22 protein-coding genes, 1 tRNA gene and 1 pseudogene are annotated in these 24,028 nt (G+C 61.2%); 11 read left to right on the top strand and 13 right to left on the bottom strand.

What is annotated here, in order from left to right; all coding sequences use genetic code 11:
- Nucleotides 1-65 precede the first annotated feature (65 nt).
- The 3 genes from mqo to L904_RS03905 all read left to right on the top strand — a co-directional run bounded on the left by mqo (nucleotide 66) and on the right by L904_RS03905 (nucleotide 2,581).
- Nucleotides 66-1,814 (top strand): malate dehydrogenase (quinone), encoded by a 1,749-nt coding sequence (mqo, locus tag L904_RS03915; protein WP_035259885.1) that lies wholly within the window; start codon nucleotides 66-68, stop codon nucleotides 1,812-1,814.
- 184 nt (nucleotides 1,815-1,998) lie between these two features.
- Nucleotides 1,999-2,280, top strand: coding sequence for a type II toxin-antitoxin system ParD family antitoxin (locus L904_RS03910; protein WP_035259884.1), 282 nt, complete (start codon nucleotides 1,999-2,001; stop codon nucleotides 2,278-2,280).
- Entirely contained in the window at nucleotides 2,270-2,581 is a 312-nt protein-coding gene (locus tag L904_RS03905) for a type II toxin-antitoxin system RelE/ParE family toxin (RefSeq protein WP_035259882.1), read from the top strand. The genes L904_RS03910 and L904_RS03905 overlap by 11 nt, the downstream gene beginning before the upstream one ends.
- Before the next feature lie 12 nt (nucleotides 2,582-2,593).
- Here L904_RS03905 and L904_RS03900 read toward each other — a convergent pair.
- A tRNA-Gln gene (locus L904_RS03900) sits at nucleotides 2,594-2,668 on the bottom strand.
- Nucleotides 2,669-2,870: 202 nt separating this feature from the next.
- Between L904_RS03900 and L904_RS03895 the strand changes: the two genes are divergently transcribed.
- Entirely contained in the window at nucleotides 2,871-3,779 is a 909-nt protein-coding gene (locus tag L904_RS03895; RefSeq protein ID WP_035259880.1) for an MBL fold metallo-hydrolase, read from the top strand.
- A gap of 265 nt (nucleotides 3,780-4,044) precedes the next feature.
- Here L904_RS03895 and L904_RS03890 read toward each other — a convergent pair whose 3' ends face one another.
- Nucleotides 4,045-4,965 carry a DUF1499 domain-containing protein gene (locus tag L904_RS03890; RefSeq protein ID WP_035260590.1) on the bottom strand — a complete coding sequence of 307 codons (921 nt, stop codon included), beginning with the start codon at nucleotides 4,963-4,965 and terminating at the stop codon, nucleotides 4,045-4,047.
- A 519-nt stretch (nucleotides 4,966-5,484) separates the two neighbouring features.
- On the opposite strand from L904_RS03890, the gene L904_RS03885 reads away from it, so the two are divergent.
- The 3 genes from L904_RS03885 to L904_RS03875 all read left to right on the top strand — a co-directional run bounded on the left by L904_RS03885 (nucleotide 5,485) and on the right by L904_RS03875 (nucleotide 7,863).
- The gene (locus L904_RS03885; protein ID WP_035260593.1) at nucleotides 5,485-6,849 is read left to right on the top strand and encodes a dicarboxylate/amino acid:cation symporter; all 1,365 of its coding nucleotides are present in this window, start codon (nucleotides 5,485-5,487) and stop codon (nucleotides 6,847-6,849) included.
- Between the two features lie 151 nt (nucleotides 6,850-7,000).
- Entirely contained in the window at nucleotides 7,001-7,399 is a 399-nt protein-coding gene (locus L904_RS03880; protein ID WP_035260595.1) for a hypothetical protein, read from the top strand.
- Between the two features lie 191 nt (nucleotides 7,400-7,590).
- Nucleotides 7,591-7,863, top strand: a complete 273-nt coding sequence (locus L904_RS03875) for a hypothetical protein (protein WP_035260597.1) — start codon at nucleotides 7,591-7,593, stop codon at nucleotides 7,861-7,863.
- Here L904_RS03875 and ppdK read toward each other — a convergent pair.
- Nucleotides 7,841-10,566: pseudogene (gene ppdK / locus L904_RS03870) on the bottom strand (pyruvate, phosphate dikinase). The gene L904_RS03875 and the pseudogene ppdK overlap by 23 nt on opposite strands.
- A gap of 228 nt (nucleotides 10,567-10,794) precedes the next feature.
- Between ppdK and L904_RS03865 the strand changes: the two are divergent.
- Nucleotides 10,795-11,772 (top strand): VOC family protein, encoded by a 978-nt coding sequence (locus tag L904_RS03865; protein ID WP_035260602.1) that lies wholly within the window; start codon nucleotides 10,795-10,797, stop codon nucleotides 11,770-11,772.
- A 424-nt stretch (nucleotides 11,773-12,196) separates the two neighbouring features.
- Here the strand turns inward: L904_RS03865 and L904_RS03860 are convergent, their stop codons facing one another.
- From L904_RS03860 to L904_RS28040, 6 genes are all read right to left on the bottom strand, one after another.
- Nucleotides 12,197-15,664: a chromosome segregation SMC family protein gene (locus L904_RS03860; protein WP_035263003.1), complete on the bottom strand. Its 3,468-nt coding sequence runs from the start codon at nucleotides 15,662-15,664 to the stop codon at nucleotides 12,197-12,199.
- Nucleotides 15,665-15,748: 84 nt separating this feature from the next.
- Nucleotides 15,749-16,429, bottom strand: coding sequence for a DsbA family protein (locus L904_RS03855; RefSeq protein WP_003520487.1), 681 nt, complete (start codon nucleotides 16,427-16,429; stop codon nucleotides 15,749-15,751).
- 207 nt (nucleotides 16,430-16,636) lie between these two features.
- On the bottom strand, nucleotides 16,637-17,095 hold the full coding sequence (locus tag L904_RS03850) for a hypothetical protein (protein ID WP_035263012.1): 459 nt from the start codon (nucleotides 17,093-17,095) through the stop codon (nucleotides 16,637-16,639).
- A gap of 112 nt (nucleotides 17,096-17,207) precedes the next feature.
- Nucleotides 17,208-17,732: a DUF721 domain-containing protein gene (locus L904_RS03845; RefSeq protein WP_035263010.1), complete on the bottom strand. Its 525-nt coding sequence runs from the start codon at nucleotides 17,730-17,732 to the stop codon at nucleotides 17,208-17,210.
- 27 nt (nucleotides 17,733-17,759) lie between these two features.
- A complete protein-coding gene (locus L904_RS03840; RefSeq protein ID WP_035263001.1) occupies nucleotides 17,760-18,224 on the bottom strand; it encodes a hypothetical protein in 465 nt (154 codons plus the stop codon).
- Entirely contained in the window at nucleotides 18,202-18,438 is a 237-nt protein-coding gene (locus L904_RS28040; RefSeq protein WP_174022976.1) for a hypothetical protein, read from the bottom strand. The genes L904_RS03840 and L904_RS28040 overlap by 23 nt, the downstream gene beginning before the upstream one ends.
- On the opposite strand from L904_RS28040, the gene mutY reads away from it, so the two are divergent.
- Both mutY and L904_RS03830 read left to right on the top strand, forming a co-directional pair.
- The gene (mutY, locus tag L904_RS03835) at nucleotides 18,351-19,460 is read left to right on the top strand and encodes an A/G-specific adenine glycosylase (protein ID WP_051671890.1); all 1,110 of its coding nucleotides are present in this window, start codon (nucleotides 18,351-18,353) and stop codon (nucleotides 19,458-19,460) included. The two genes, L904_RS28040 and mutY, sit on opposite strands and share 88 nt — an antisense overlap.
- 82 nt (nucleotides 19,461-19,542) lie before the next feature.
- A complete protein-coding gene (locus L904_RS03830; protein ID WP_035262998.1) occupies nucleotides 19,543-20,154 on the top strand; it encodes an HAD family phosphatase in 612 nt (203 codons plus the stop codon).
- Nucleotides 20,155-20,191: 37 nt separating this feature from the next.
- On the opposite strand, the gene L904_RS03825 is transcribed toward L904_RS03830, so the two are convergent.
- From L904_RS03825 to L904_RS03815, 3 genes are all read right to left on the bottom strand, one after another.
- Nucleotides 20,192-20,482 carry a type II toxin-antitoxin system RelE/ParE family toxin gene (locus L904_RS03825; RefSeq protein ID WP_035262995.1) on the bottom strand — a complete coding sequence of 97 codons (291 nt, stop codon included), beginning with the start codon at nucleotides 20,480-20,482 and terminating at the stop codon, nucleotides 20,192-20,194.
- A 2-nt stretch (nucleotides 20,483-20,484) separates the two neighbouring features.
- Nucleotides 20,485-20,736 carry a type II toxin-antitoxin system ParD family antitoxin gene (locus L904_RS03820; RefSeq protein ID WP_035263006.1) on the bottom strand — a complete coding sequence of 84 codons (252 nt, stop codon included), beginning with the start codon at nucleotides 20,734-20,736 and terminating at the stop codon, nucleotides 20,485-20,487.
- A 376-nt stretch (nucleotides 20,737-21,112) separates the two neighbouring features.
- Nucleotides 21,113-22,258: a site-specific DNA-methyltransferase gene (locus tag L904_RS03815; protein ID WP_035262992.1), complete on the bottom strand. Its 1,146-nt coding sequence runs from the start codon at nucleotides 22,256-22,258 to the stop codon at nucleotides 21,113-21,115.
- A gap of 237 nt (nucleotides 22,259-22,495) precedes the next feature.
- On the opposite strand from L904_RS03815, the gene L904_RS03810 reads away from it, so the two are divergent.
- Nucleotides 22,496-23,596 carry a hypothetical protein gene (locus L904_RS03810; protein WP_035262989.1) on the top strand — a complete coding sequence of 367 codons (1,101 nt, stop codon included), beginning with the start codon at nucleotides 22,496-22,498 and terminating at the stop codon, nucleotides 23,594-23,596.
- On the opposite strand, the gene L904_RS03805 is transcribed toward L904_RS03810, so the two are convergent.
- On the bottom strand, nucleotides 23,556-24,017 hold the full coding sequence (locus L904_RS03805) for a DUF1284 domain-containing protein (RefSeq protein ID WP_059775492.1): 462 nt from the start codon (nucleotides 24,015-24,017) through the stop codon (nucleotides 23,556-23,558). The two genes, L904_RS03810 and L904_RS03805, sit on opposite strands and share 41 nt — an antisense overlap.
- Nucleotides 24,018-24,028: the final 11 nt, after the last annotated feature.

Raw genomic sequence — 24,028 nt, 5'->3', positions numbered from 1 at the left:
GGTTTGCGCTTTGCTGTAACGGGGCGAACGGGAGGAATGTTTTTAACACAAAACAAGAATCAGGTATGGCCGTGACTCCCATCGATCAAGACAAATCCCAGCTCACTGATCTTTCCCAGGAAACCACCCTTTCCAACGCATTTGCCCCCGGCGCGCTTCCGATGAACCGCCGACAGGTTCTGGGCGGTGCGCTTGCCGGCATTGCCGCAGCGGCACTGCCTTCTTCCCCGCTTCTCGCCAATACGGCCGCCAAGAAGGTCGACGTGCTTTTGATCGGCGGCGGCATCATGAGCGCGACGCTCGGTGTTTGGCTGCGTGAACTGGAGCCCACCTGGTCGATGCAGATGCTGGAGCGGCTGGATGGCGTGGCGCTTGAAAGCTCGAACGGCTGGAACAATGCCGGCACCGGCCATTCCGCTCTCGCCGAACTCAACTACACGCCGGAAGACGACAACGGCAACATCAAGATCACCCAGGCCGTCAACATCAATGAATCCTTCCAGATTTCCCGCCAATTCTGGGCCTGGCAGGTGCGTAACGGCGTTTTGAAGAACCCGCGCTCCTTCATCAACCACACGCCGCATATGAGCTTCGTCTGGGGTGACGAGAACGTCGCCTATCTTGAAAAGCGCTATCAGGCGCTCAAAGCCAGCCCGCTGTTCGCCGGCATGGAATATTCCACCGATCCCGAGCAGATCAAGAAGTGGGTGCCGCTGATGATGGAAGGCCGCGATCCTTCCCAGAAGATCGGCGCGACCTGGTCGCCGCTCGGCACCGACATGGAATTCGGCGAAATCACCCGGCAATTCGTATCGCATCTGCAGGGCGACCAGAATTTCGACCTGCAGGTCAATAGCGAGGTTTCCGACATCCAGCGCAATGCCGATGGCAGCTGGCGCGTGACCTATACCAACACCAAGACCGATGCCGAACAGGTGGTGGATGCGAAATTCGTGTTCATCGGCGCCGGCGGCGGCGCGCTGCATCTGTTGCAGATGTCCGGCATTCCGGAAGCGGACGATTACGCCGGCTTCCCGGTGGGCGGCTCGTTCCTCATCAACGAGAACCCCGACGTGACGATGCAGCATCTGGCCAAAGCCTATGGCAAGGCCTCGGTCGGCTCGCCGCCCATGTCGGTTCCGCATCTCGATACCCGCGTGCTGGGCGGCAAGCGCGTCATCCTGTTCGGGCCTTTCGCTACCTTCTCCACCAAGTTCCTGAAGGAAGGCTCCTATTTCGATCTCGTCTCCTCCGTCACCACCAGCAATGCCTGGCCGATGGTGCGGGTGGGCATCGATGAATATCCGCTGGTGGAATATCTCGCCGGTCAGCTGATGATGTCGGATGACGACCGTTTTGCCGCGCTGAAGGAATATTTCCCGAATGCCAAGCAGGGCGAATGGCGCCTGTGGCAGGCCGGCCAGCGCGTACAGATCATCAAGCGCGACGAAGAAAAGGGCGGCGTGCTGCGGCTCGGCACCGAAGTCGTCGCCGCCAAGGACGGCAGCATCGCCGGCCTGCTCGGCGCTTCGCCGGGCGCTTCCACGGCCGCCCCTATCATGCTCAGCGTTCTGGAAAAGGTCTTCAAGGACAAGGTGGCCACGCCTGAATGGCAGGCCAAGATCCGCCAGATCGTGCCGAGCTACGGCACGAAGCTCAATGACGACCCGGAAAAGGTGCAGCAGGAATGGGCCTACACCGCCGAACACCTGCAGCTGCCCACCCCGCCGCAGATCGACCTTGAGGCGCTGAAGGGCGCCGGTGCGGCCCCTGCAGGTGCGCCGGTGAAGAAGGTGCCGGATATCGCGCTTTAAGGCATTTCGCGATTTTTAGGTTTGACGCCGCGTGTCTCTGGATGCGCGGCGTTTTTTGTTGGAGATGACTTCTCCACCCGCACCGGCATCCTCCGGTGTATTGCCACCAGGGCGTCGAAAAAACATCTCGCGTCAAAGACCACCTGGTGGTAATAATTCCTACCAAACACCATGGAGAAATAACATGGCCAACGTTGAAAAGATCAGCGTTTCGATGACGCCCCAGCACGCCGAAATCTTGCGTGATGCCGTGGAAAGCGGTGCTTATGCCAGCAGCAGCGAAGTCATCCGTGAAGCGATGCGAGACTGGTCGGCAAAATGGGTTCAGCGACGCGACGACATCGCCAAGCTGCGCGCATTGTGGGCTGAGGGCAAAGCCAGTGGCGGTTCAACCGAAGTGGATTTCGACGAGGCGCTCAATGAAGCGCGTGCAGAACTGGCCTCGTTGAAAAATCGTGACCACTAAGCTTGTCTGGACGCCCCGCGCACGTAGCGATGTGAAGAAAATCTATATCGACATCGGCAAATCACAGCCTCTTGCCGCAGAGCGATATTTCGCTCGGTTCCGCGCCAAAGCGGAGCGCTTGGTCGACCATCCTCGCCTTGGCGAGCGTCACCCGGAAATTTTTCCGTCCGCCCGTATGCTCGTTGAAGCACCTTATATCATTCTCTACGAAACCGTGCCGGATACCGATGGCGGCGAAATATATTCCGTGGAAATCGTTCGCGTGATCGATGGTCGCCGGGACCTGCAAACGTTGTTCTGACTTTGGAAAAGATGGCTGGGGCGCCAGGATTCGAACCTGGGAATGCCGGTACCAAAAACCGGTGCCTTACCGCTTGGCGACGCCCCAACAGGGCAGCGAAGGCGAAACGCCGCTGCCTGAACCGCGCCTGATTAGCAAAGCCTGCCCGGCCCGGCAATGACCCGGCGACTTATTTTTTCACAAAATTCAAGCTTTTTGGGTGCCGTGGCGAAGTTCGCATGTTAGGGCTTGGCGATGGCGCGGTTGAGGCTGCGGCTCAAGCTGGCATGGCATTTTTCAGGAGGTCTCGATGGCGGACCCGGCATTCGATCTCGATTTCCAGCCGGCCTATGGCGAGGCGGTTCCCGTCGCCCCGCTGATCCAGCGCATCACCGTCAACAATCCTTCCGCCTTCACCTTCCATGGCACCAACTCCTATATTGTCGGCGACCGTTCCGTCGCCGTCATCGATCCCGGCCCGGAGGATGAGGCGCATTTTCAGGCGCTGATGGCGGCGCTGAAGGGCCGCGAGGTCACCCATATCTTCGTCAGCCATACCCACCGCGATCACTCTCCGCTTGCCCGGCGGCTGAAGGAAGCGACCGGGGCGATAACGGTGGCGGAAGGCCCGCACCGGGCCGCCCGCCCGCTGCACGCGGGCGAGACAAACCCCTTTGCCGAAAGTTCCGATACGGCTTTTGTGCCCGATATCGCGCTTGGCGACGGCCAAAGCCTTTCCGGCGACGGGTGGCGGCTTACCGCGCTGCATACGCCGGGACACACGGCCAACCACGCCGCCTTCGCGCTCGATGGCAGCGGCATCGTCTTTTCCGCCGATCACGTCATGGCCTGGGCCACCACCATTGTCGCGCCGCCGGATGGGGCGATGAGCGACTACATGGCCTCGCTGGAACGGCTGCTGACCCGCGACGACCGGCTGTTCCTGCCCGGCCATGGCGGCCCGGTCACCGACCCCGCCGCCTTCATGCGGGGCTTGCGCGCCCACCGCCGCATGCGGGAAAAGGCGGTTCTGAAGCGTATCCGCGAAGGCGACCGGCTGATCGCCGATATGGTGAAGGTAATCTATGCCAGCACCGACAAGCGCCTGCATGGCGCCGCCGCACTTTCCGTGCTGGCGCATATAGAAGACCTGATCGAAAAGGGCGAGGTGCAGACGGATGGTGCGCCTTCGCTGCTGGGTGAGTATTTTCCGGCATAGCGGATATTTTGGGCACGCGAGATTTCAGGGCGCGTTGCGACCTCACCTCTCACTCCAAGCCTCGATTGGATCGAGTGGATGCCGCCTGTTTCTTCTCCCCGAGGGGGAGAAGTCCGCGGCAGCGGGATGAGGGGGCAAGGGTAGAGATATTCGGCAACGTAGCCCCCTCATCCGACCCTTCGGGCCACCTTCTCCCCGGCGGGGAGAAGAAACAGGCGGCACACTCTCGTTTCTCATCAAGATGAAGCGTAGCGTCAACTACACATCAATTGTCGTTCAACCCCTGCATCTCCGCATCCAGCGCATCGAGATAGGCTTCGGCAATCGCAGCGCCCATGCCGAGATCGTGCGGCCCGTAGCGGGAGGCGACGCGGACATCGACGATGGTGGTTTCGGCCTCTTCCTTGAGGCGGATGAGGATATCGAAACGCAGGCCCCAGATGCGCGTGCGGGTTTCGCCCTGCATCAGCACCACGCCGCTACCGTTAAAGAAGGTGGGCAACGGCGCGTCCGTCGGGCGGGCCATGGGCACCGGCACGATGGAGGGCAGATCCTCGACCGGCCCTTCTTCCGCAGGCTGCGTCCTGTCCTGCTCCGGAACGCCGACGGAGGGCGCATCTTCCGCCCCGATCACCCCCTTCGTGTGGACGATGCGGATATTCTGGGCGGCGGCCATTTTTTTGGCGGCGGCATAGATGCGGTCGATTGCGCCTTCATAACGGCGGCCGGCGAGGCTGGCATAGGCTTCAGCCTGCGCGTCGCGGTCTTCCTTGGCAATGGTCGCGGATCGTGTCAGCCATTGCTGGTTGGCTGCGGGCGTCACCAGCCATTCCGGCACATCGGTCAGATCGGTGGAGATGTCGTAAATCTTCGGCTGCTGCCAATAAAGAAAAGCGCCGTAACCGACCACGCCGAGCGGCAGGGCCGAGAGAAGCAACGCCGCCAGCGCCGAAAGGCCGCCGCGCGCGCCCCTAGTCCACAGCCGCTGAAGCCCGATCAACGCCAGAAGCACGGCCGCGAGAGCGATGCCGGCGGCGATGATGATGAGACCGACGAGATCGGGCGTCGTCAGCGGCCCGAAACGATGAATGCCGGCGGCGATGAGAAACAGCACAAGCGCCGCAAGACCGAGATAGCGGGAAAGATAGGCTGCAACTGAAAAAGGCCGGACGAAACGCACAGTCATGAAAGCGGATATCCGTTAGATCGCATTGGCTAAAAAGCGTTGCACCCGAATTCTGGCAGAGAATCACCTGCATATGATGTCATAGACCGGATTTGCGGCGAGGAAAACAAAGGAGGAGGCGATCCGTACGCTAAAGCGCGCGAACTTCTCCGTCATGCCGGTCCCCGGAACAAGCCCGAGGATGATGCGGCATCCAGCCATGCTGCGCCGTGAGGGATGAGTCTTTTGCGATCATGGACTTGATCGCGCTGGACCCCGGATCAGGTCCGGGGTGACGGAATATCAGGCTATGACACTGCCAAACTATAGGTTTTAGGACTCTGACGTCGAAGGCGACGAAGGCGCGGAATATTTTTCCGCATTGCCTCACCTAAAGAGAATTATTCCCCGACAACGCAATAAATACGCATGTTCATCCCTTAATTGCTGAGGAAATCGGCGTATTCTCGGCGACCTCCCTCGAGAATGCGTGTAAAAAGTGCAACATTCTCGTTTTCTTGCACAATAAAGAGACATGTCATGTCACAGGCAACGACGTCCGCCGGTCCCTCCGGGCCTAAACCCTTTTATCGCAATTTCGGCTTTCAGGTTCTGATCGCCATGGTCATCGGCCTGCTGCTCGGCCTCGTTGCGCGCAACATCGGTCCCGATGCCGCCGGCAGCCCCAACTGGCTTTCGGTGACACTGCAAACCATCGGCAGCATTTTCGTGCAGCTTTTGCGCGCGCTGGTTCCGCCACTGATCTTCACGGCCATCGTCGCCTCCATCGCCAATCTCAAGAACCTCTCCAATGCGGCGAAGCTCGTCTGGCAGACACTTCTCTGGTTCGCCATCACCGCACTGATCGCCGTCGTCATCGGTATCGTGCTTGGCCTCGTCATCCAGCCGGGCGTCAACACGGCGATTGCCAATACGGCAGCGGCGGCACCTTCTTCCACCGGTTCCTGGCTGGATTTCCTGAAGGGCCTTGTGCCGGCCAATGTCTTCGGCCTCGAAGCTTCTACCAAGCTCAATAATGGCGCGGCCAGCACCTCGTTGAACTTCAACGTGCTGCAGCTGCTCGTGGTGTCGATTGCCTTCGGTGTCGCGGCGCTGAAAGCGGGCAAGGCGGCGGAGCCGTTCCTCGCCTTCAACCAGTCGCTGCTCGCCATCGTGCGCAAAATCCTGTGGTGGGTCATCCGCCTCACCCCCATCGGCACCATCGGCCTGCTCGGCCGCGCGGTCGATCAATATGGCTGGACGACGCTGTCGCAGCTCGGCTGGTACGCGGCGGCCGTTTATATCGGTCTCGCGCTGGTGCTTTTCGTGGTCTATCCGGCGCTGCTTCTCGCCCATGGCCTGAAGCCGTCGCGCTTCTTTGCGGGCGCATGGCCGGCCATCCAGCTCGCCTTCGTGTCGCGTTCCTCCATCGGCACGCTGCCCGTCACCGAAACCGTGACGGAAAAGAGCCTCGGTGTGCCGCGCGAATATGCCGCCTTCTCCGTGCCGCTCGGCGCCACCACCAAGATGGACGGCTGCGCCGCCATCTATCCGGCGATTTCGGCGATTTTCATCGCGCAGTTCTTCCAGGTGCCGCTCGGCATCCAGGAATATGTGCTGATCGTCTTCGTCTCCGTGCTCGGTTCCGCCGCAACGGCAGGTCTGACGGGTGCAGTGGTGATGCTGACGCTGACGCTTTCGACGCTCGGCCTGCCGCTGGAAGGTGTGGGCCTGCTGCTCGCCATCGACCCGATCCTCGACATGGGCCGCACGGCGGTCAACGTCGCCGGCCAGGCGCTGGTGCCCACCATCGTCGCCAAGCGCGAGGGCATTCTGGACGAGGCCCTCTATAACAACGCCAAGGATATCGACGCGCTCGACGACCGGGAAGCAGCGCCGGCCTGACAGCGATAATCATGGGGCGTTTCCGCTGAAAAGGGAGACGCCCCATGCGGATCATTCCCGTTGTTCCCTGATAGTTTGGGGTTGACGGTGCCAATTTCATCGATAGCGATAGCGGCACGGGCAATAGCGCAATTTAGAGCGGAAACTGTGCATGGCGAAACGTAACTGGATCTATGTCGGCCTGCTCGCTTTCATCTCCCTCGGGCTTCTGATCGACGCGGCCGTCTGGCCCGCCGGGCCTCCAGCATCCTTTACCGCAAACGATCTGGTGCAGATGATCGGCATCATCACGCTATTTGCCTGGTGGCAGATAGAGGATGCCGAAAAGCGGGACCTCCGGCGCAGCTCCGCCGCCAAGATCACCACCGTTCTGCTCGCACCCATCGGGCTTGCGATTTACCTTTATCAAACCCGCCGGTGGCCCCGCGCCACGCTCGGCCTCCTCGCATTTATCGGCGGCATCGTCCTCATCGCCATCCTCACGGTTCTGCTCGGCGACTGGCTCATTCAACAGGGTTTGTTCCCGCCGTCTTTTCTTCGTGATTCCTGAGCAACGGGAGTATGTCGGATTTTACGACGCCACGCCGCCTGACACCGCTATCGCCGCCGCCTGCCAAGCCATTCTCCATGATGGATTGATGCAACTTTCCGCCCCTACGCGGCTTTTCCCCGTATCAAAACAGGCGTATCAATCGCGGCAATAAAAGTGCCGTACGGCCGTCATGTTAAGGGAGAAACAAAATGCGTGTTTCCATCGTCTTCGGCGCGCTTGCCGCCATGCTGGCGCTCACCGCCTGCCAGACGCTGACGCCGGAAGAGCGTCGGGCGCGGGATGAGGCGACATGCCGGGGTTATGGTTTCCGCCCCGGCACGGACCCGATGGCCGGTTGCCTTCTCGATCTGGAAATGGACCGCCGCGCCGACAACCGCGCCTGGCAGGCGCAGATGAACCGCGACATGTTCTACCGCCCCGTGGTGGTGGAGCGGCGCATCATCGTCCAACAGAACCCCTGACGGGAATGAAGGCGACATTGCTCGCCACCCTGCCCTCATCCCTCTTTGCCGCCAGCGTTGCCTGCGCCGCCGCCAGGCGGGCAATGGGCACGCGGAAGGGCGAACAAGACACGTAGTCGAGATCGGCGTCCTCGCAGAAATGGATCGAGGCCGGGTCGCCGCCATGTTCGCCGCAGATGCCGAGCTTCAGCTCCGGCCGCGTCTGGCGGCCGCGTTCGGCGGCGATGCGGATCAACTCGCCCACGCCGTCGAAATCGAGCGAGATGAACGGGTCGCGCTCGATGATGCCCTTGCGCTGATAGGTATTGATGAAACGCGCCGCATCGTCACGGGAAATACCGAAGGTGGTCTGCGTCAGGTCGTTGGTGCCGAAGGAGAAAAATTCCGCCGCTTCGGCAATGACATGGGCACGCAGGGCCGCACGCGGCAGCTCGATCATGGTGCCGGTCAGATATTCGATCTCCATGCCGGTTTCCTGCGCCACCGCAGCGGCGACGCCGTCTATGACTTCGGTGACGTAATCCAGTTCCGCGCGCAGACCGACAAGCGGCACCATGATCTCGGGCACGACCGGCGCGCCGGTGATGCGTGCTGCGGCAACGGCGGCTTCAAAAATCGCGCGGGCCTGCATTTCGGCGATTTCCGGATAGGAAATGGCGAGACGGCAGCCGCGATGGCCGAGCATGGGGTTAAATTCATGCAGCGCATCCAGCCGCTGGCGGAACACGGTCTGCGGCATGCCCATGGGGGCCGCCACCTCGACGATTTCGCCATCGGTCTTCGGCAGGAATTCGTGCAGTGGCGGGTCGAGCAGGCGGATCGTCACCGGCAGGCCATGCATGATCTGGAAAAGCTCGGTGAAATCCGAGCGCTGCATCGGCAGAAGCTCATCGAGCGCCGCCCGCCTGCCCTTTTCGCTTTCGGCGAGAATCATCTCGCGCATGACGTGGATGCGGTCGCCCTCGAAGAACATATGTTCGGTACGGCAGAGGCCGATGCCTTCAGCGCCAAAGGCGCGGGCGGCGCGGGCGTCGGCCGGGGTATCGGCATTGGTCGCACGGTCATGCGGCGCAGGCTGTCGGCCCACTCCATCAGCTTGCCGAAATCGCCCGAGAGTTCCGGCTGCGTCATCGGCACTTCGCCCTTCAGCACCCGGCCCGAAGAACCGTCGATGGTGATGACATCGCCGCGTTTGAGCATACAGCCGACGCCGATCAGCACCTTGTTGCGCATGTCGACGCGCATGGAGCCGGCGCCGGTGACGCAGGGAATGCCCATGCCGCGCGCCACCACGGCTGCGTGGCTGGTCATGCCGCCGCGCGTCGTCAGAATGCCTTCGGCGGCGTGCATGCCATGAATATCTTCCGGGCTGGTTTCGATGCGCACCAGAATGACACGGCGGCCTTCGGCTTCCGCCGCAACCGCCTCTTCGGCGGTAAAGACGATTTCGCCCGTCGCCGCCCCCGGCGAAGCCGGCAGGCCGGAGCCGATAATGGGACGCGATGTGCCGGGATCGATGGTGGGGTGAAGCAACTGGTCGAGCGACGAGGGCTCGATGCGGCAGACGGCTTCCTCCTGCGAGATCAGCCCTTCCTCGACCATATCGACGGCGATCTTCATGGCCGCGCGGGTGGTGCGCTTGCCGGAACGGGTCTGCAGCATCCAGAGCTTGCCGCGCTCGATGGTGAATTCCAGATCCTGCATGTCGCGATAGTGGTTTTCCAGCCGCTTGCAGATCGCCAGAAATTCGCTGAACGCCTCCGGCATCAGCTTTTCCATCGAGGGCTTGTCGGAGCCGGAGGCCAGACGCGCGGCCTCGGTGATGGATTGCGGCGTGCGGATGCCCGCCACCACATCTTCGCCCTGAGCGTTGACGAGGAATTCGCCGTAAAGCTCCGCCTCACCCGTCGAGGGGTTGCGGGTAAAGGCGACGCCGGTTGCCGAAGACGAGCCGAGATTGCCGAAGACCATGGCCTGAACGTTGACCGCCGTGCCCCAGTCGCCCGGAATATTGTGTAAATGCCGGTAGGTCACGGCGCGGTGGTTGGTCCAGCTGGCGAAGACGGCGCCGATGGCACCCCAGAGCTGCACGTGACAGTCCTGCGGAAAGGCTTCGTCCAGCTCATCCTCGATCAGCTTTTTATAAAGCGAAACGACATGCTGCCATTCGACCGCCGACATGTCGGTATCGTATTCGTGGCCGAGGCGGCCTTTCTCGTCCTCGAGAATTTCCTCGAACAGCTCATGATCCAGGCCCATGACCACATCGGCATACATCTGGATGAAGCGGCGGTAGCTGTCCCAGGCAAAACGCGCGTCGCCCGCATCGTGGCCCAGCGCCTCGACGGTGCGGTCGTTGAGACCCAAATTCAGCACGGTATCCATCATGCCGGGCATGGAGGCGCGCGCGCCGGAGCGGACGGAGATGAGCAGCGGCGAGTGGCTGCCGCCGAAGGTCTTGCCGGTCACGGTTTCCATGCCGTGCAGGCCGGCCATGACCTGCAGCTTCAGCTCTTCGGGAAGATCGCGGCCATTCTTGTGATAAAGGGCGCAGGCATCGGTTATGATGGTGAGGCCGGGGGGAACGGGAAGGCCGAGACTTGCCATTTCGGCAAGGTTCGCGCCCTTGCCGCCCAATATCGCAACGTCACCTGCCCTGCCTTCGGCAGCACCGTTGCCGAAGGTATAAACCCACTTTTTCATTCCACGCTCTCCACCCAGAAGCGTTGTCATTTTTCTATCATCTACAGCATTGGCGGCACGTTGGAAACGCCGCAACGTGCAGTTTACATCGCAGTGCAGCATAATTGCGGCAAATTGCGCGCAAGAATTGCCGCAAAGGCCGAATAACGGCATGATTGACGCATTCGTGTAGTGCGCTGAACTGGAGTGTTGCCTAAGCCATTCAAATCGCCGACAAAGAGATTATTCATGCAATTTACCCGCCGCCATACGCTTAAATTTGCCGGAATTTCCTGTGCCGCCAGCGCGCTTGCCGGGGCGCTCAGAGCCGAAGGCGCAGTGCCCGTCGCAGGCGCCGCCTCCGCCCTTCCCTTCGCGCTGACGACGCCGATGCATATCGGCCAGGCCGCGCTGCGCGTGCGCGATCTCGACCAGATGATCGAGTATTACCGTTCAGTGCTGGGCATGAACGAGGTGGAGCGCACGGCCAGAGGCGTGACGCTCGGCGTCGGCACCGTGCCGCTGCTCGATCTGGTGCACAAGCCGGCCGCGGATTTCGAAAGCCCCACCTCCGCCGGCCTGTTCCACATCGCCTATCTGATGCCCTCGCGCAAGGATCTGGCGCGCTGGCTGGTGCATGCGGCGCTGAAACAGGTGCCGCTTTCCGGTTTTGCCGACCACAATGTCAGCGAGGCGATCTATCTCAACGATCCCGAGGGCAACGGCATCGAGGTTTACAGCGACCGGCCGAAGGACACATGGGTCTGGAGCGGCCGCGTGGTGAAAATGGGCACCGAACCGCTCGATGTCGACGATCTGGTGAAGCTGACCGATACCAAAAGAAGCGACTACGAGGCTGCCCCGCCGGGAATGCGCATCGGGCATGTACACCTGCGGGTCGGCGAAATCGCCGCCGCCCGCGCCTTCTACGAAACGGCCGTCGGCCTGCAACCGACGCAGGACGCGCGCGCCGATGCCTCGTTTCTCTCTTCCGGCGGGTATCATCATCATCTGGCGGTGAATACATGGAACAGCCGTGGCGCGAAGGAACGCAACGCCATGGAAACCGGCCTCGACTGGTTTTCTCTCACCGTTCGCAACCCCGATGATCTGGAGGCGCAGAAAACGCGGCTGCGGGCCGCCGGTTATGTGCTGGTGGAGATGGAGAATAACGTCGTGGAAGCGATAGACCCCTGGGGCACGCGGTTGCGGCTGGTGCCGGGGTGAGTGGTCCATACGCTCGATACGAAGCGGGTGCCGCAAAAAATGCTCACACAAATTCGTCCGAACACTACAGAGCCTCACCGCCCCCCTTCCTCATTCCTGTGCTTGTCACAGGAATCCAGTCGACGCGCGTCTGCGCGGCGGAAGACTCTTTTCAGCCCAAGGACTTGGGCTGGCTGGATTCCTGTGACAAGCACAGGAATGAGGGAGCCCGCCCGTATTCTTCAGCCGAAAAAGAAAGCCTTGCGAGGCCACGGCAGCGGCCTCGCAAGGCATTCCATCCGGTACAGGAAACCGGATGGTGGGGTCTGTGACGAGCCCTTTGGCCCTTGCGGAAAACATAGCAAAACACCGCGCATTGTCGCTCACCCGAATGGGTGATACGGCCAGATAAATTCGCGATGGTGGGCGAAGGGGAAAAGAAGCCTCAGACGGCTTCGCGCAACTGCTCGGCGGTCTGCAAATCCACGGAGACGAGCTGCGAGACGCCCTGTTCGGCCATGGTGACGCCGAAGAGGCGGTTCATGCGCGCCATGGTGATGGGATTGTGGGTGATGATGACGAAACGGGTCTCGGTGGAGGCCACCATCTCGTCCATCAGGTTGCAGTAACGCTCGACATTGTGGTCGTCGAGCGGCGCATCCACTTCGTCCAGCACGCAGATGGGCGCGGGATTGGTGAGGAAGACCGCGAAGATCAGCGCCATGGCCGTCAGCGCCTGTTCGCCACCGGACAGCAGCGTCATGGTCTGCGGTTTCTTGCCCGGCGGGCGGGCGAGGATTTCCAGGCCCGCTTCCAGCGGATCGTCGGATTCGATCAGCTGCAATTCCGCCGTGCCGCCGCCGAAGAGATGGGTGAACAGCCGCTGGAACTGCGAATTGACCACATCGAAAGCGGCGATCAGCCGTTCGCGGCCTTCGCGGTTGAGGTTCTGGATGCCGGCGCGCAGCTTGCGCACGGCGTCGATGATGTCGTCGCGTTCCTTAATCAGCGCCTCGAGCTTGGCGGAAAGCTCGGCCTGCTCTTCCTCGGCGCGCAGGTTGACCGCGCCCAGCCGCTCGCGCTCGATCTTCAGCCGGTCGAGATCGCGCTCGACATCGCGAATGTCCGGCTTCGGCTGGTCCGGGCCAAGGCCGGTCAGGCGGAACGCCATATGCGGCTCGGTATTCAGCGTTTCGCGGATGCGGTGTTCGGTTTCCTGTCGTTTTTCGCGGGCGGAAACCAGCCGTTCTTCGGCACGGCCGCGTTTTTCGCGCGCTTCGGCCAGTTCCGAAAGCGCGGTTGCCGCCACACGGTCGGCGCCGCGCTGCAGGTTTTCCGCCTCGGCTAGCCGGTCGGCGGCCCCGCGGCGGGCGTCTTCGGTCTTCTGCAATTCGTTGAGAAGGTTGCGGCGCTTCTCGTCGAATTCTTCCGGCGCTATGTCCAGCTCGGCGATTTCCTCGCGCGCCTCTTCCTCGCGTTCGCGCAATGTCGCGATGTGATCGGCCGCACTTGCCGCGCGCGACTGCCAGGTGGAGCGCTCCTGCCCGATTACCTGAATTCTGCGCTGGCGACTTTCCGCCTCGCGGCTCACACCCTCATGGCGGGCGCGGGCCTCCGCCAGAAGGCCGCGGTCGGTCGCAACTTCGAGCTGGCTTTCGCGCAGCCGCAGATCCAGCACGGAAAGATCGGGCGCGTCTTCCATTTCGATGCGGGCGTTTTCCTCCTGAACGGCGATCTCGTCGATCTGCGCGCCGATCTGGTTCAGTGCTTCGGACACGATATCGCGACGGCGTAGAAGATCGCCCGAGGCCCTTTCGGCGGCGGTGAGCGCCTCGCGCGCCTCGGCAAGATGGCGGGTCGCAAGCCGGCTTCTGTCGCGCACTTCCGAGAGCCGCAATTCGCTGCTGCGGATTTCTTCGGTTTTCGCGGCAAGCTGGTCTTCGGCCTCATCCAGAATGGAGCGTGCCTCATCCAGTTCTGTCTCGATTTCAGCGAGGCGGTTCTTCTGCGACAGGCGAAGTGCTGCGGCACCCGGCGCATCGGCGCTGGCTATGTGACCGTCCCAACGAAACAGCGCGCCTTCGCGCGTCACCAACCGCTGGCCAACCTTCAAATGCGGCAGCAGGCGCAGGGCTTCCGCAGTGTTTGCGACGACACCGATCTGCGCCAAAGCGCGGCGCAGGGCTTCCGGCGCCTGCGCATAATCCAGAAGCGGCCTCGCGCCCTGCGGCAAGGCGGGATCATCAGCGCCATCGCCATTTCCGGCCCAATAGGCGGGCGCGGCGGGATCGAGCGGGCTTTCGAGATCGTCGCCGAGGGCGGCACCCAATGCCGCCTCGAAACCGCGCTCCACCGTCATTTCTTCCGCCACCGGTGTAAAGCTGCCATTGGCGGCGGCGCTGGAGGCAAGGATTTTGGTGATGGTGCGCGCTTCCGTATCCAGCGCGTTCAGCCGGTTCCGCGCCGTTTCCAGCGGCGCGCGCGCCAGCGCTTCGGCGGAACGCGCCTCGGCGACGGCGGCCTCGGCCTCCTCCGCCACGATCAGGGCATCCTCGACCGCGATCTCCGCCGCCTCGACCGCTTCGCGCCGTTCGGACGGGTCGGGAAGGCCGGAAAGTTTTTCGTCGATGGCATCGATCTCGGCGGATGCCTCCTGCGACTGCCGCTCCAGCCTCAGCTTGCGATCGGAAAGATCGCGGATCGCCCGCTCCAGTTGCTGACGGGCGGCGGAGGCCTCGGCCCGTTCGGCGGTTATCGCGGTGAAGATGGCTTCGCTTTCCGCCAGCTTGATAGCGGCGGCTTCGAAGGCTTCGCGCATTTCTTCGGCATGGCGGCCGGAATCGGAGAGGATTTCGAGGAGTTCGGCTTCTTCCTCATCCAGCCGCGCCAGTATCTGGGCATTATCGGAGACCAGCCGTTCCTCGCGGATAATGTCCTCGCCAAGCTGCGACAGGCGGCGCGCCAGCTCATCGCGGCGGCGCAGCAGGCGGTTCGCCTCGTCATCCAGCTGGGTGCGGGCGATCTGCAGGCGTTGCAGGGCGGCGGCGACGCGGGCCTCGTCCTCGCGCAGTTCCGGCAGTTTGAGGCTGGCGATTCCCTGCTGCTTGGCCGCTTCCATCTGCGCCTGCGCTTTTTCGGCGACGATGTTGGTGGCCTGATTGAGCGCGCTTTCCGCCTCCCCCTCGGCTTCCTTCGCCTCGACCCAGCGGATGTGCAGCAGGGTAGCTTCGCGGGCGCGGATATCGGCTGACAGCATCTTGAAACGGTTGGCCTGCCGGGCCTGACGCTTCAGGCTTTCGATCTGGCTTTCCAGCTGGGCGGTGACGTCTTCCAGCCGCTCCAGATTGGTCTCGGCGGCGCGCAGGCGCAGCTCGGCTTCGTGGCGGCGGGAATGCAGGCCGGAAATGCCGGCCGCCTCTTCCAGCAGCTGGCGGCGGGCCTGCGGCTTGGCATTGATGAGTTCGCCGATGCGCCCCTGCCCCACCATGGAGGGCGAGCGCGCGCCGGTGGAGGCATCGGCAAACAGAAGCTGCACATCTTTGGCGCGCGCCTCCTTGCCATTGATGCGGTAGACCGAGCCGTTTTCGCGCTCGATGCGGCGTGTGACCTGAATTTCATCGGCATCGTTGAAGGCGGCGGGCGCGGTGCGATCGGAATTGTCGAGATAAAGGCCGACTTCGGCTGTGTTGCGGGCCGGGCGGTTGCCGGAACCGGAGAAGATGACGTCATCCATGCCGGATGCGCGCATGTTCTTGTAGGAATTTTCGCCCATCACCCAGCGCAGCGCTTCGACCAGATTGGACTTGCCGCAGCCGTTCGGGCCGACGACGCCGGTAAGCCCCGGCTCGATGATGAATTCGGATGGCTCGACGAAGGACTTGAAACCGATGAGGCGGAGCTTGTTGAACTTCATGCCGCCATGCTCCGGACAGAAAAACGGCAATAAAAAACGGGCGAACGGAGATATCCGCCGCCCGTTCCTTTGAGGGTTCGGCGATCAGAGCAGCTTGTCGATGACAGCCGACATGGTTTCAACCGACATGTCTCCCGCGTATTTCTTGCCGTTGATGATGAAAGTCGGCGTGGAGTTGACGCCGAATTCCGTCGCACCGCGTTGCATCGTTGCGTTCACATCATCCAGAAGTTTCTGGTTCGTCAAGCAGGCCTCGAAAGACTCCTGTGAGAAACCGGCCATTTTCGACATTTGCAGCAAAGCGGCGCGCGCATCCTGGGCGACTGCCCAGCTCTGCTGCTGCTTGAACAGCATGGAAACGAAGGGGAAATACTGACCTTCCGGGGCGCAGCGCGCCAGCATGAAGGCGGCGGCGGCGCGCGGATCGAACGGGAATTCGCGCAGCACGAAATAGACCTTGCCGGTATCGATGTACTTCTTCTTGATCTCTTCGAAGGTCTTGTTGTGGAAGTTGGCGCAGTGCGGGCAGGTCATCGACATGTATTCGACGATCTTGACGGGTGCGTTGGCATCGCCGAGCGCGGCTTCCGGCAGCGGGCCGGGCTTCATCACCGCAGCCATATCCACATCGCCGGTGGATTCAGGCAATTCCTGCGCCTCGGCGATACCGGGCGTGAAGGCAAACGGCAGGGCCGTGGCAACGGCGGCAAGAGCAACGCCGCCGAGGAGGCTGCGTCTGGTAATATTCAATTCGGAAATCGGCATGGAAACACCCGTGTTGATTTGAAACTGCCTGATGCGCAATTCGCTAACCCGATACCACCAGCACCGGCAGCGCGACAAGCGGGCTCTGGAACTTCCTTGTCAAAGAATCGTGACTTCGAGAAGGCGAAAGCGCAAAAACAACGAAGAGAAACAAGCCCTGAATACAGAGGGTGCGGGCAATGGTCGCAGCAAGCGCCCCTTATGACCTCAACGCGATAGACCAAACTGGATTTCGATATTGTGATAAGACGAGCCGTGCCCGTTCCAGCCGTGATAAATTTCACGGCTCTCACCCGAGAAATGGTGGCGAGACATTTCTATCTCCGCAACCAGCGGGGCATATCCTTTGGTGAATAACGATCTCAGTGATCCTTGATGCACCCTGCTTGCAACGATGATTGGTTCGAGATGATGAAGCTCGATTGTCTCATCCCACTGCACGGGTTTTCTTATCGGGCGGCATATCTCCCAGTCAAACAGGGATTTGCTATCTCTTGGCAGGTTGTGGGAAATGAAAATCCAAGGCCCATCGGCTTCCAGGCGGTGCTCGGCGAGCTGCCTGTCTATGATTGCCGAATATTCGGCAGCAGCCTGTCTGACATCGGGTATCCGCAGGCGTTGACCAAAACGCACAACCCACATTTCTGGTGTTTCCTTGATTTCCATCGGCATACTCCTTTGAGCCATGGAGTAATTCGGAAATCGTCGGCCAACAAATTGAAATCGAGAATGAAATTCTATTTACCGCGCAATCAGAAGCCACCTCTGAAATTTCGTCCTATTTCAAACTTCGTTGCGGTGGCTTTTTCTGCAATACCGCCGTGCCCAGCCTCTCCACCGCCTTGCGCAGCGCCTCGCTCTCGATGCCGTCCATCATGTCATCGAGACGTTTTGCCGCATCGCCGCGCAGGGGTTGCGGTTTGCGTCGGCGGGTGATGGTTTGGGACACCGGTTTCTGCACGATCCTGATCTGACGCACCGCCGGAAAGCCGAAAAAGCCGTTGATGCGGGCAATCAGTTCGCCCTGCGCATGGGTGAGGAACAGGGCGCGCGCGCCTTCGCAGGCAATCGTCAGCACGCCCGGCTGGTAACCGCCGCGATCCGGTCCCTCGTCGCGGCGCGGCCAGGTGATCTTTTCCGGGCGGGTGCAATCGGCGAAGTCGTCACCAGCGATCTCGTCCCAGGAGCCGAGCAGCGCCGTGTTGATGCCCGCCCGTTTCGACAGCACGGGGTCCATGATGCCATTGGCGACTTCGGCGATCTGCACGACGCCTTTGCGGAATGAATCTGCGGGTTTCTTCATGCTCTCCTCGACAGAGGCCAAGCGGCCTCAAGCGGTCGCGCCATCGTCATCTTCTTCTCCGCGCAACAATGCGCGAAATCGTCGCCAGTCCCGGCAGGCGCCCAAGCGTATCATTCCCGCCACCAAACATCCAAAGAGGAAATAGGCCCCAGCCAAAAACTTCAGATGCGATATTCCCGGCTTATCCGACATAACGGCAATCACCAACATGCAGGTGAGCACGATGGAGAGGTATATCCACAGGCCATGGCAGAAAATCGCCCAGAAACCGGATTCGATAATTCGAAAGCGGCGCGAGGGCTTGCCTCTCATCTTCTCCAGTTCACGGACTTCGCCGATCAGGCGGGAAACCACAAAGGCCACGCTGTTCTGGCGTCCGAAACACAGACGGCCAATATGGTTCAACAGGCTTCCTATCAGGCACAGGGCCAACAAAACCCCGATAACATAAAGCAGCGGTTGGGGTATATTATCCAGCAGCGCATTCAGCATGGGGCTCTTCCTCCAAAATCGGATCATGGGTTTCGATGTCGGGCATTCGTTGCCGGATGCGGTTTTCCACGCCGCCGCCGCAGGCTGCTGTTGCAGATTGCCGTGCCGTGTCTATGTTCAGCGGCGATGAACACACATACGCGGCGACACATATCACATCCGACAGCGGAACAACTTCTCGCATGGTATGACCGGCACCATCGCGAACTGCCATGGCGCACGTCCCCCGCCATGGCGGCACGGGGAAAACGCGCCGATCCCTATCACGTCTGGCTGTCGGAGGTCATGTTGCAGCAGACGACGGTGCAGGCGGTTAAACCCTATTTCCTGAAGTTTCTCGCCGCCTGGCCAAGCGTCAGCGATCTGGCCGCGGCGCCGGTCGAGGATGTCATGGCGGCCTGGGCGGGGCTCGGTTATTATGCCCGCGCCCGCAACCTTAAAAAATGCGCCGAAGCCGTGGCGCGCGACCATGGCGGCACCTTTCCGGACAGCGAAGAGGGCCTGAAGCAACTGCCCGGCATCGGCGATTATACCGCCGCCGCCGTGGCGGCCATCGCGTTCAACCGGCAGGCGGCGGTGATGGACGGCAATGTGGAGCGCGTCATCTCCCGCCTCTTTTCCATAGACGCTCCCCTGCCCGGCTCAAAGCCCGCCATGAAAGCGAAGGTGGCCGCACTTACCCCTTCCGATCGGCCCGGCGATTTCGCCCAGGCGATGATGGATCTCGGCGCGACGATCTGCACGCCGAAACGGCCGGCCTGCGCGCTCTGTCCGTTCAACGGCCACTGTCTTGCGCTTGCGCATGACGAGCCGGAGCGTTTTCCGGTCAAGGCGGCGAAGAAGGCAAAGCCGGTGCGGCTTGGGGCCGCCTTCGTGGCGGTGAATGCGAGCGGTGAAATCCTGCTTCGCCGGCGCATCGAAAGCGGGCTTCTCGGCGGCATGACCGAGGTGCCGACAACGGCATGGACCGCCCGCATGGACGGCGGCACGGAGGCGAGCCATGCGCCCTTTGCCGCCGGCTGGCAGGCGGCGGGCGTCATCGTGCATGTCTTCACCCATTTCGAACTGCGGCTCACCGTCTACCGCGCGCAGGTGCCGGACGGCCTTAAAACCGGCCCGGATGACGGATGGTGGGAGCCGGTTACAAATCTTGACGCACAGGCGCTGCCAACGGTGATGAAAAAAGTCATCGCCCAAGCTATTCCATCCGCGTATCGGCCCGAAAATCGAAATTGATTTTCGATAGGAACGATACGCAACTCAAAGATTTAGAGCGTCTGAAAGACGCGCTAATGTTCGATGAAAGCAGGAAATTTCGATGACCAAGATTGAGCATATCGTATTCGACATCGGCAAGGTGCTGATCCATTACGATCCGCATATTCCCTATAGCCGCCTCATTCCCGATGCCGACGAGCGCAAATGGTTCTTCGAAAACGTCTGCACCCATGACTGGAACCTCGAACAGGATCGCGGACGCCGCTGGGAGGATGCCGAAGCGCTGCTGGTGGAGCAGTTTCCGGAGCGGGAAGAGCATATCCGTTCCTTCCGCAAGTTCTGGCACGAGATGGTCTCGCATTCCTATGACGACAGCGTCGCGATCATGGTTGCCCTGATCGACAGCGGCCATGACGTGACGATGCTGACCAACTTCGCCTCCGACACGTTTCGCGAGGCGCAGAAAATGTTCCCCTTCCTCACTTTGCCGCGCGGCGTCACCGTTTCCGGCGATGTGAAGCTGTTGAAGCCCGATGTGGCGATCTACGATCTGCACGCCAGGGAATTCGGCCTCAACCCCGCCGCCAGCCTCTTCATCGACGATACGCTCGTGAATGTCGAAGGCGCGAAGAAAGCAGGCTGGCAGGCCGTGCACTTCACCGGCGCAGAAAAGCTGCGGCAGGATTTGCGGGCTTATGGGGTGGAAGCGTAAGCTGGCTGCCGGGCAAAACGGTGACGTGGACGCCCGGCTACAACTCGTTGGCCCAGTCTTCATGTGCGTGGCGGACGCGGACGATCAGGACGTCATCGTCCGTTCCCACGGCATAAACAACCAGATGTGCCCTGAACCGATGGATACGCAGCGGCGGTAACAACTCATGCCGCTCTCGTGCCATTCGTGGGTTGCTAGATATCAGCTCAAATATCTCATAGAGTTCCCGGTGATATTTTTGCGCCTGCGCCAGCCCGAATAAGACGATGCCTTCTTCGACTATGCGAATGACGTCCTCTTCCGCGAGCAGAGACAGGCGAAAGCCCATGATCAACCGATTTTGCGTTTCATGGAGCGGGCTTCAGCCTCGGCGAACAGGGCCTCCTGCGAGCGATGCCCGACGCCACTCCGCAGTCCCTCATCCACAAAATGCTGCATCGCCGCGATTTTTTCGCCTCGTTCCTGATCCTTCCGGATCAGGTCTCGCACGTAATCACTCGCATTGGAGTAACGACCTGTCCTGGACTGGGCCTCGACCCATTCTTTCATGGGTGCAGGCAGCGATATGTTCATGGTCGCCATATTCATCTCCTTTGATGGAAGAGTGCAGAATTTGGCAAAGTTTGTCAAAACAGATCGGGAAAAGAAATTGGCGCAGGCGGAAATGGCGGTCTCCGGCCTGCGCCAGTCCTGCCGCAAGCGGCATCGGACGCAATGTTTTTGTGATTTTTCCGAACCGGATTTTCACAACCACTGCTCTGATTTGAGACAGTATTGCCGATCTCTTGCGCGAAACTTGTCTTGCTAAAATAGGATACTCGAAAATACCAACGCCCGACACCGAAGTGCCGGGCGTTGGTCGTTCTCCTTCCGGGACTGAAGGTACTAAACCGGACGGAGACGTATCCTGGCAAGGGCGGGCGGTGGATCGTCCGTCTCCAGCCTCTACGGCTTTTGACTATTCAGCCTTTGCCATTTCACTGCGGATGATCGCTCTCAGATCGTCGATCGGCTTCAGCGCGTCGCCGTCTTCGAAATGCCAGAAGGTCCATCCGTTGCATGCGTCGAGACCCTGCACCTTCGCGCCGAGGCGGTGAATGGAGCCGGCGGTCCCGCCGGATGCAATCGTACCATCGGCACGAATAATGGCGCTATAACGGCGTCGTGCATCCGTCAGCACCTGGCCCGGGCGGACGAGGCCGCTTTCCACCAGCGTGTTGAAGGCAACGCGCGGTTCGGCCTTCTTGCCGGTCATGACGGTCAGTTCCGCCTTGCCGAGCGGCTCGACGGCGGCGATGCGGGCGGATGCCGCGTCGATATAATCCTGTTCGCGCTCGATGCCGACGAAGTGACGACCGAGACGTTTTGCGACCGCACCCGTGGTGCCGGAGCCGAAGAACGGGTCGAGCACGATATCGCCCGGCTTGGTGGAGGCCATGATGATGCGCGCCAGCAGCGCTTCCGGCTTCTGGGTCGGATGCACCTTCTTGCCGTCGTCGCCCTTCAGCCGCTCGTTGCCGCTGCAGATCGGGAACAGCCAGTCGGAGCGCATCTGCACATCGTCGTTGGAGGCCTTCAGCGCATCGTAGTTGAAGGTGTAGTTCTTGGCTTTCGGATCGCGGCTGGCCCAGATCATCGTCTCATGGGCGTTCTGGAACCGGCGGCCCTTGAAGTTCGGCATGGGGTTGGTCTTGCGCCAGACGATGTCGTTCAGGATCCAGAAATCGAGGTTCTGGAGCATGGAGCCGACGCGGAAGATATTGTGGTAGGAACCGATGACCCAGATGGTGCCGTTCGGCTTCAGGACGCGGCGGCAGGCGAGCAGCCAGGCGCGGGTGAAGGCGTCATAGGCCTCGAAGGAGGCGAACTGGTCCCACTCGTCATCGACGGCATCGACCAGCGACTGATCGGGCCGGTGAAGCGTGCCGCCAAGCTGGAGATTATAGGGTGGATCGGCGAAGATCGCATCGACCGACTGGCTCGGGAGGGCATCCAAGGCAGCGACACAATCACCTTTGATGATGCTGTCTTTCCAGGCGTCGCTCTCGCCCGCACGATCAAAACCGGCACGCCGAAAATCGGCCAGCGGAAAAACTGCTGCCATTGGTACTCGCTCCATACGCTTACTCTCTACTGATGCTTATGGTTACCGAAGATGGTTATCAAAGCCTGAACAAGTCACGGAAAATGCGAAATAAATGGCTGTCGCGGCCCGCAGGCGCGATTTGCGGCGGCCAGCGGGGGAACCCGAAGTCGGGCAAAAACGTTGTGCACAACGGGTTCTCCTGTCCCCGCATATCGGCGCGGCGGGAAGAGCCATTATGGCAGGGGGTAATCCGCAATGGGGTCCGTGATGAAAATGGCTTCTTTTTCCATGAATGTCGTCTGCGCCGCACTTTTCGCAACGGCGCTGCCGGCGCCATCGCAGGCGCAGCAACCGGCCCCGCAATATAACGTCGTCACCGATGCGGTCCTGTTTGATGGCGGCCCCTCGCTTGGCAACAGCGACAGGGTGCGGTGGGATTTCTACAAGGCAGACCGTTCCGGCGGGCGGACCGACGACAATGCCGGCGGCTCCTATGACGCCACCTTCGAGGCGAAACTGCCGGCGGGCAAATATGTCGGGGTGGCGGCGCTGGGCAATGTGACCCGCGAAGTGTCGTTCGAGGTGAAGGACGGAAGCGTCGCGAGGCCGAAGGTGAATTTCGACGCTGCGGAATTGACCGTCGTGCCGAAACGCAGCGCCGGCGGCGATGTGGAAACGCAGGCGAAGACGGAAATCACCAAGGGCGATTTCAAGGACAGCGTCTATGGCCAGAATACTGTCTTCGTGCCGGCCGGAGACGTCGTGCTCACCGGCAGCATCGGCCCGGCGCGGGCTGAGGAGAAGCTTGCCATCAAGGCAGGCGAGAAGATCAGCCACGAGCTGGTCATTCCAAGCGGCGTGGTGATCGCCAAGGCCGTTTATGCGGAAGGCGGCAGGGCGGTGGAAACGGATGATATCCGCTTCGAAGCGATGTCGGCCAGGGAAACGCTGGATGGCACGCGTGAGACCATCAACGGCATTTACGGCACCGGCAAGATCATGGAAATGCCCGCTGGCGACTTCGTCATGCGCGCGCGTCTGGGCAAGGTGACGGTGGAACAACCATTCACCGTGACTGCCGGAAAACGAACCGAAATCACCCTCGATCTCGATGCGGGCGTTCTCGCCATCAAGGCGCCCGGTGCGGAACGGATCGATATCGTTGAAACCACAAGGGATCTTCAGGGCACGCAGAAGGAGATTTCCGGCCGTTACGGCACGCAGCATCAGGAAACCCTGCATCCCGGCGAATATTCGGTGAAGGTGAGCTACGACAAGAAATCCGGCCGCGAGCCGAAGGAGATCAAGGCGACGGTCAAGGCCGCCGAGAGAACCGAGACGGATGTGCCGGAGTAGGCCTCGGCCGCCGCCCGGCCGGAGGCTCCGGACCTTCGCCGATTTTCACGCCTGCGAAGCCTGACGCCGCGATACGGTCGCACAGTCTTATCCACTGACAGCCTCGACAGGCCGGCCTGATCTCGCCTGCGGCGAAAGCCAGACGCATCTTCGCGAGAAAGTCAGGCGTCGCCTGCAACCGCCTGCCGGCGGTCAGTGCCTCGCCCAAAAGCACAGCCACCGAAAGGCGGGCCGTCTCGTCCCGCTGCACCACGCCCTCGTTGAAACAGTGGGCATGGCTTTCACACAACAGGCCTTCGCAAATATCATCCGGACCATCCACCAGCTCGATGTCCTCCTCGCCGGTATTCAGGCGGGCGGCGACACGGTCGTAATTCTCGACGAAGCCGGACGTATATCCCTTGCCCACGTAAGTGAGCATACAGAGAAGAT

The organism is Agrobacterium sp. LY4, from assembly GCF_001526585.1.
Taxonomy (GTDB): domain Bacteria; phylum Pseudomonadota; class Alphaproteobacteria; order Rhizobiales; family Rhizobiaceae; genus Agrobacterium; species Agrobacterium leguminum.
Note: the sequence above shows the minus strand (reverse complement) of the source record. Positions and strands in the feature narration are given on the sequence as shown.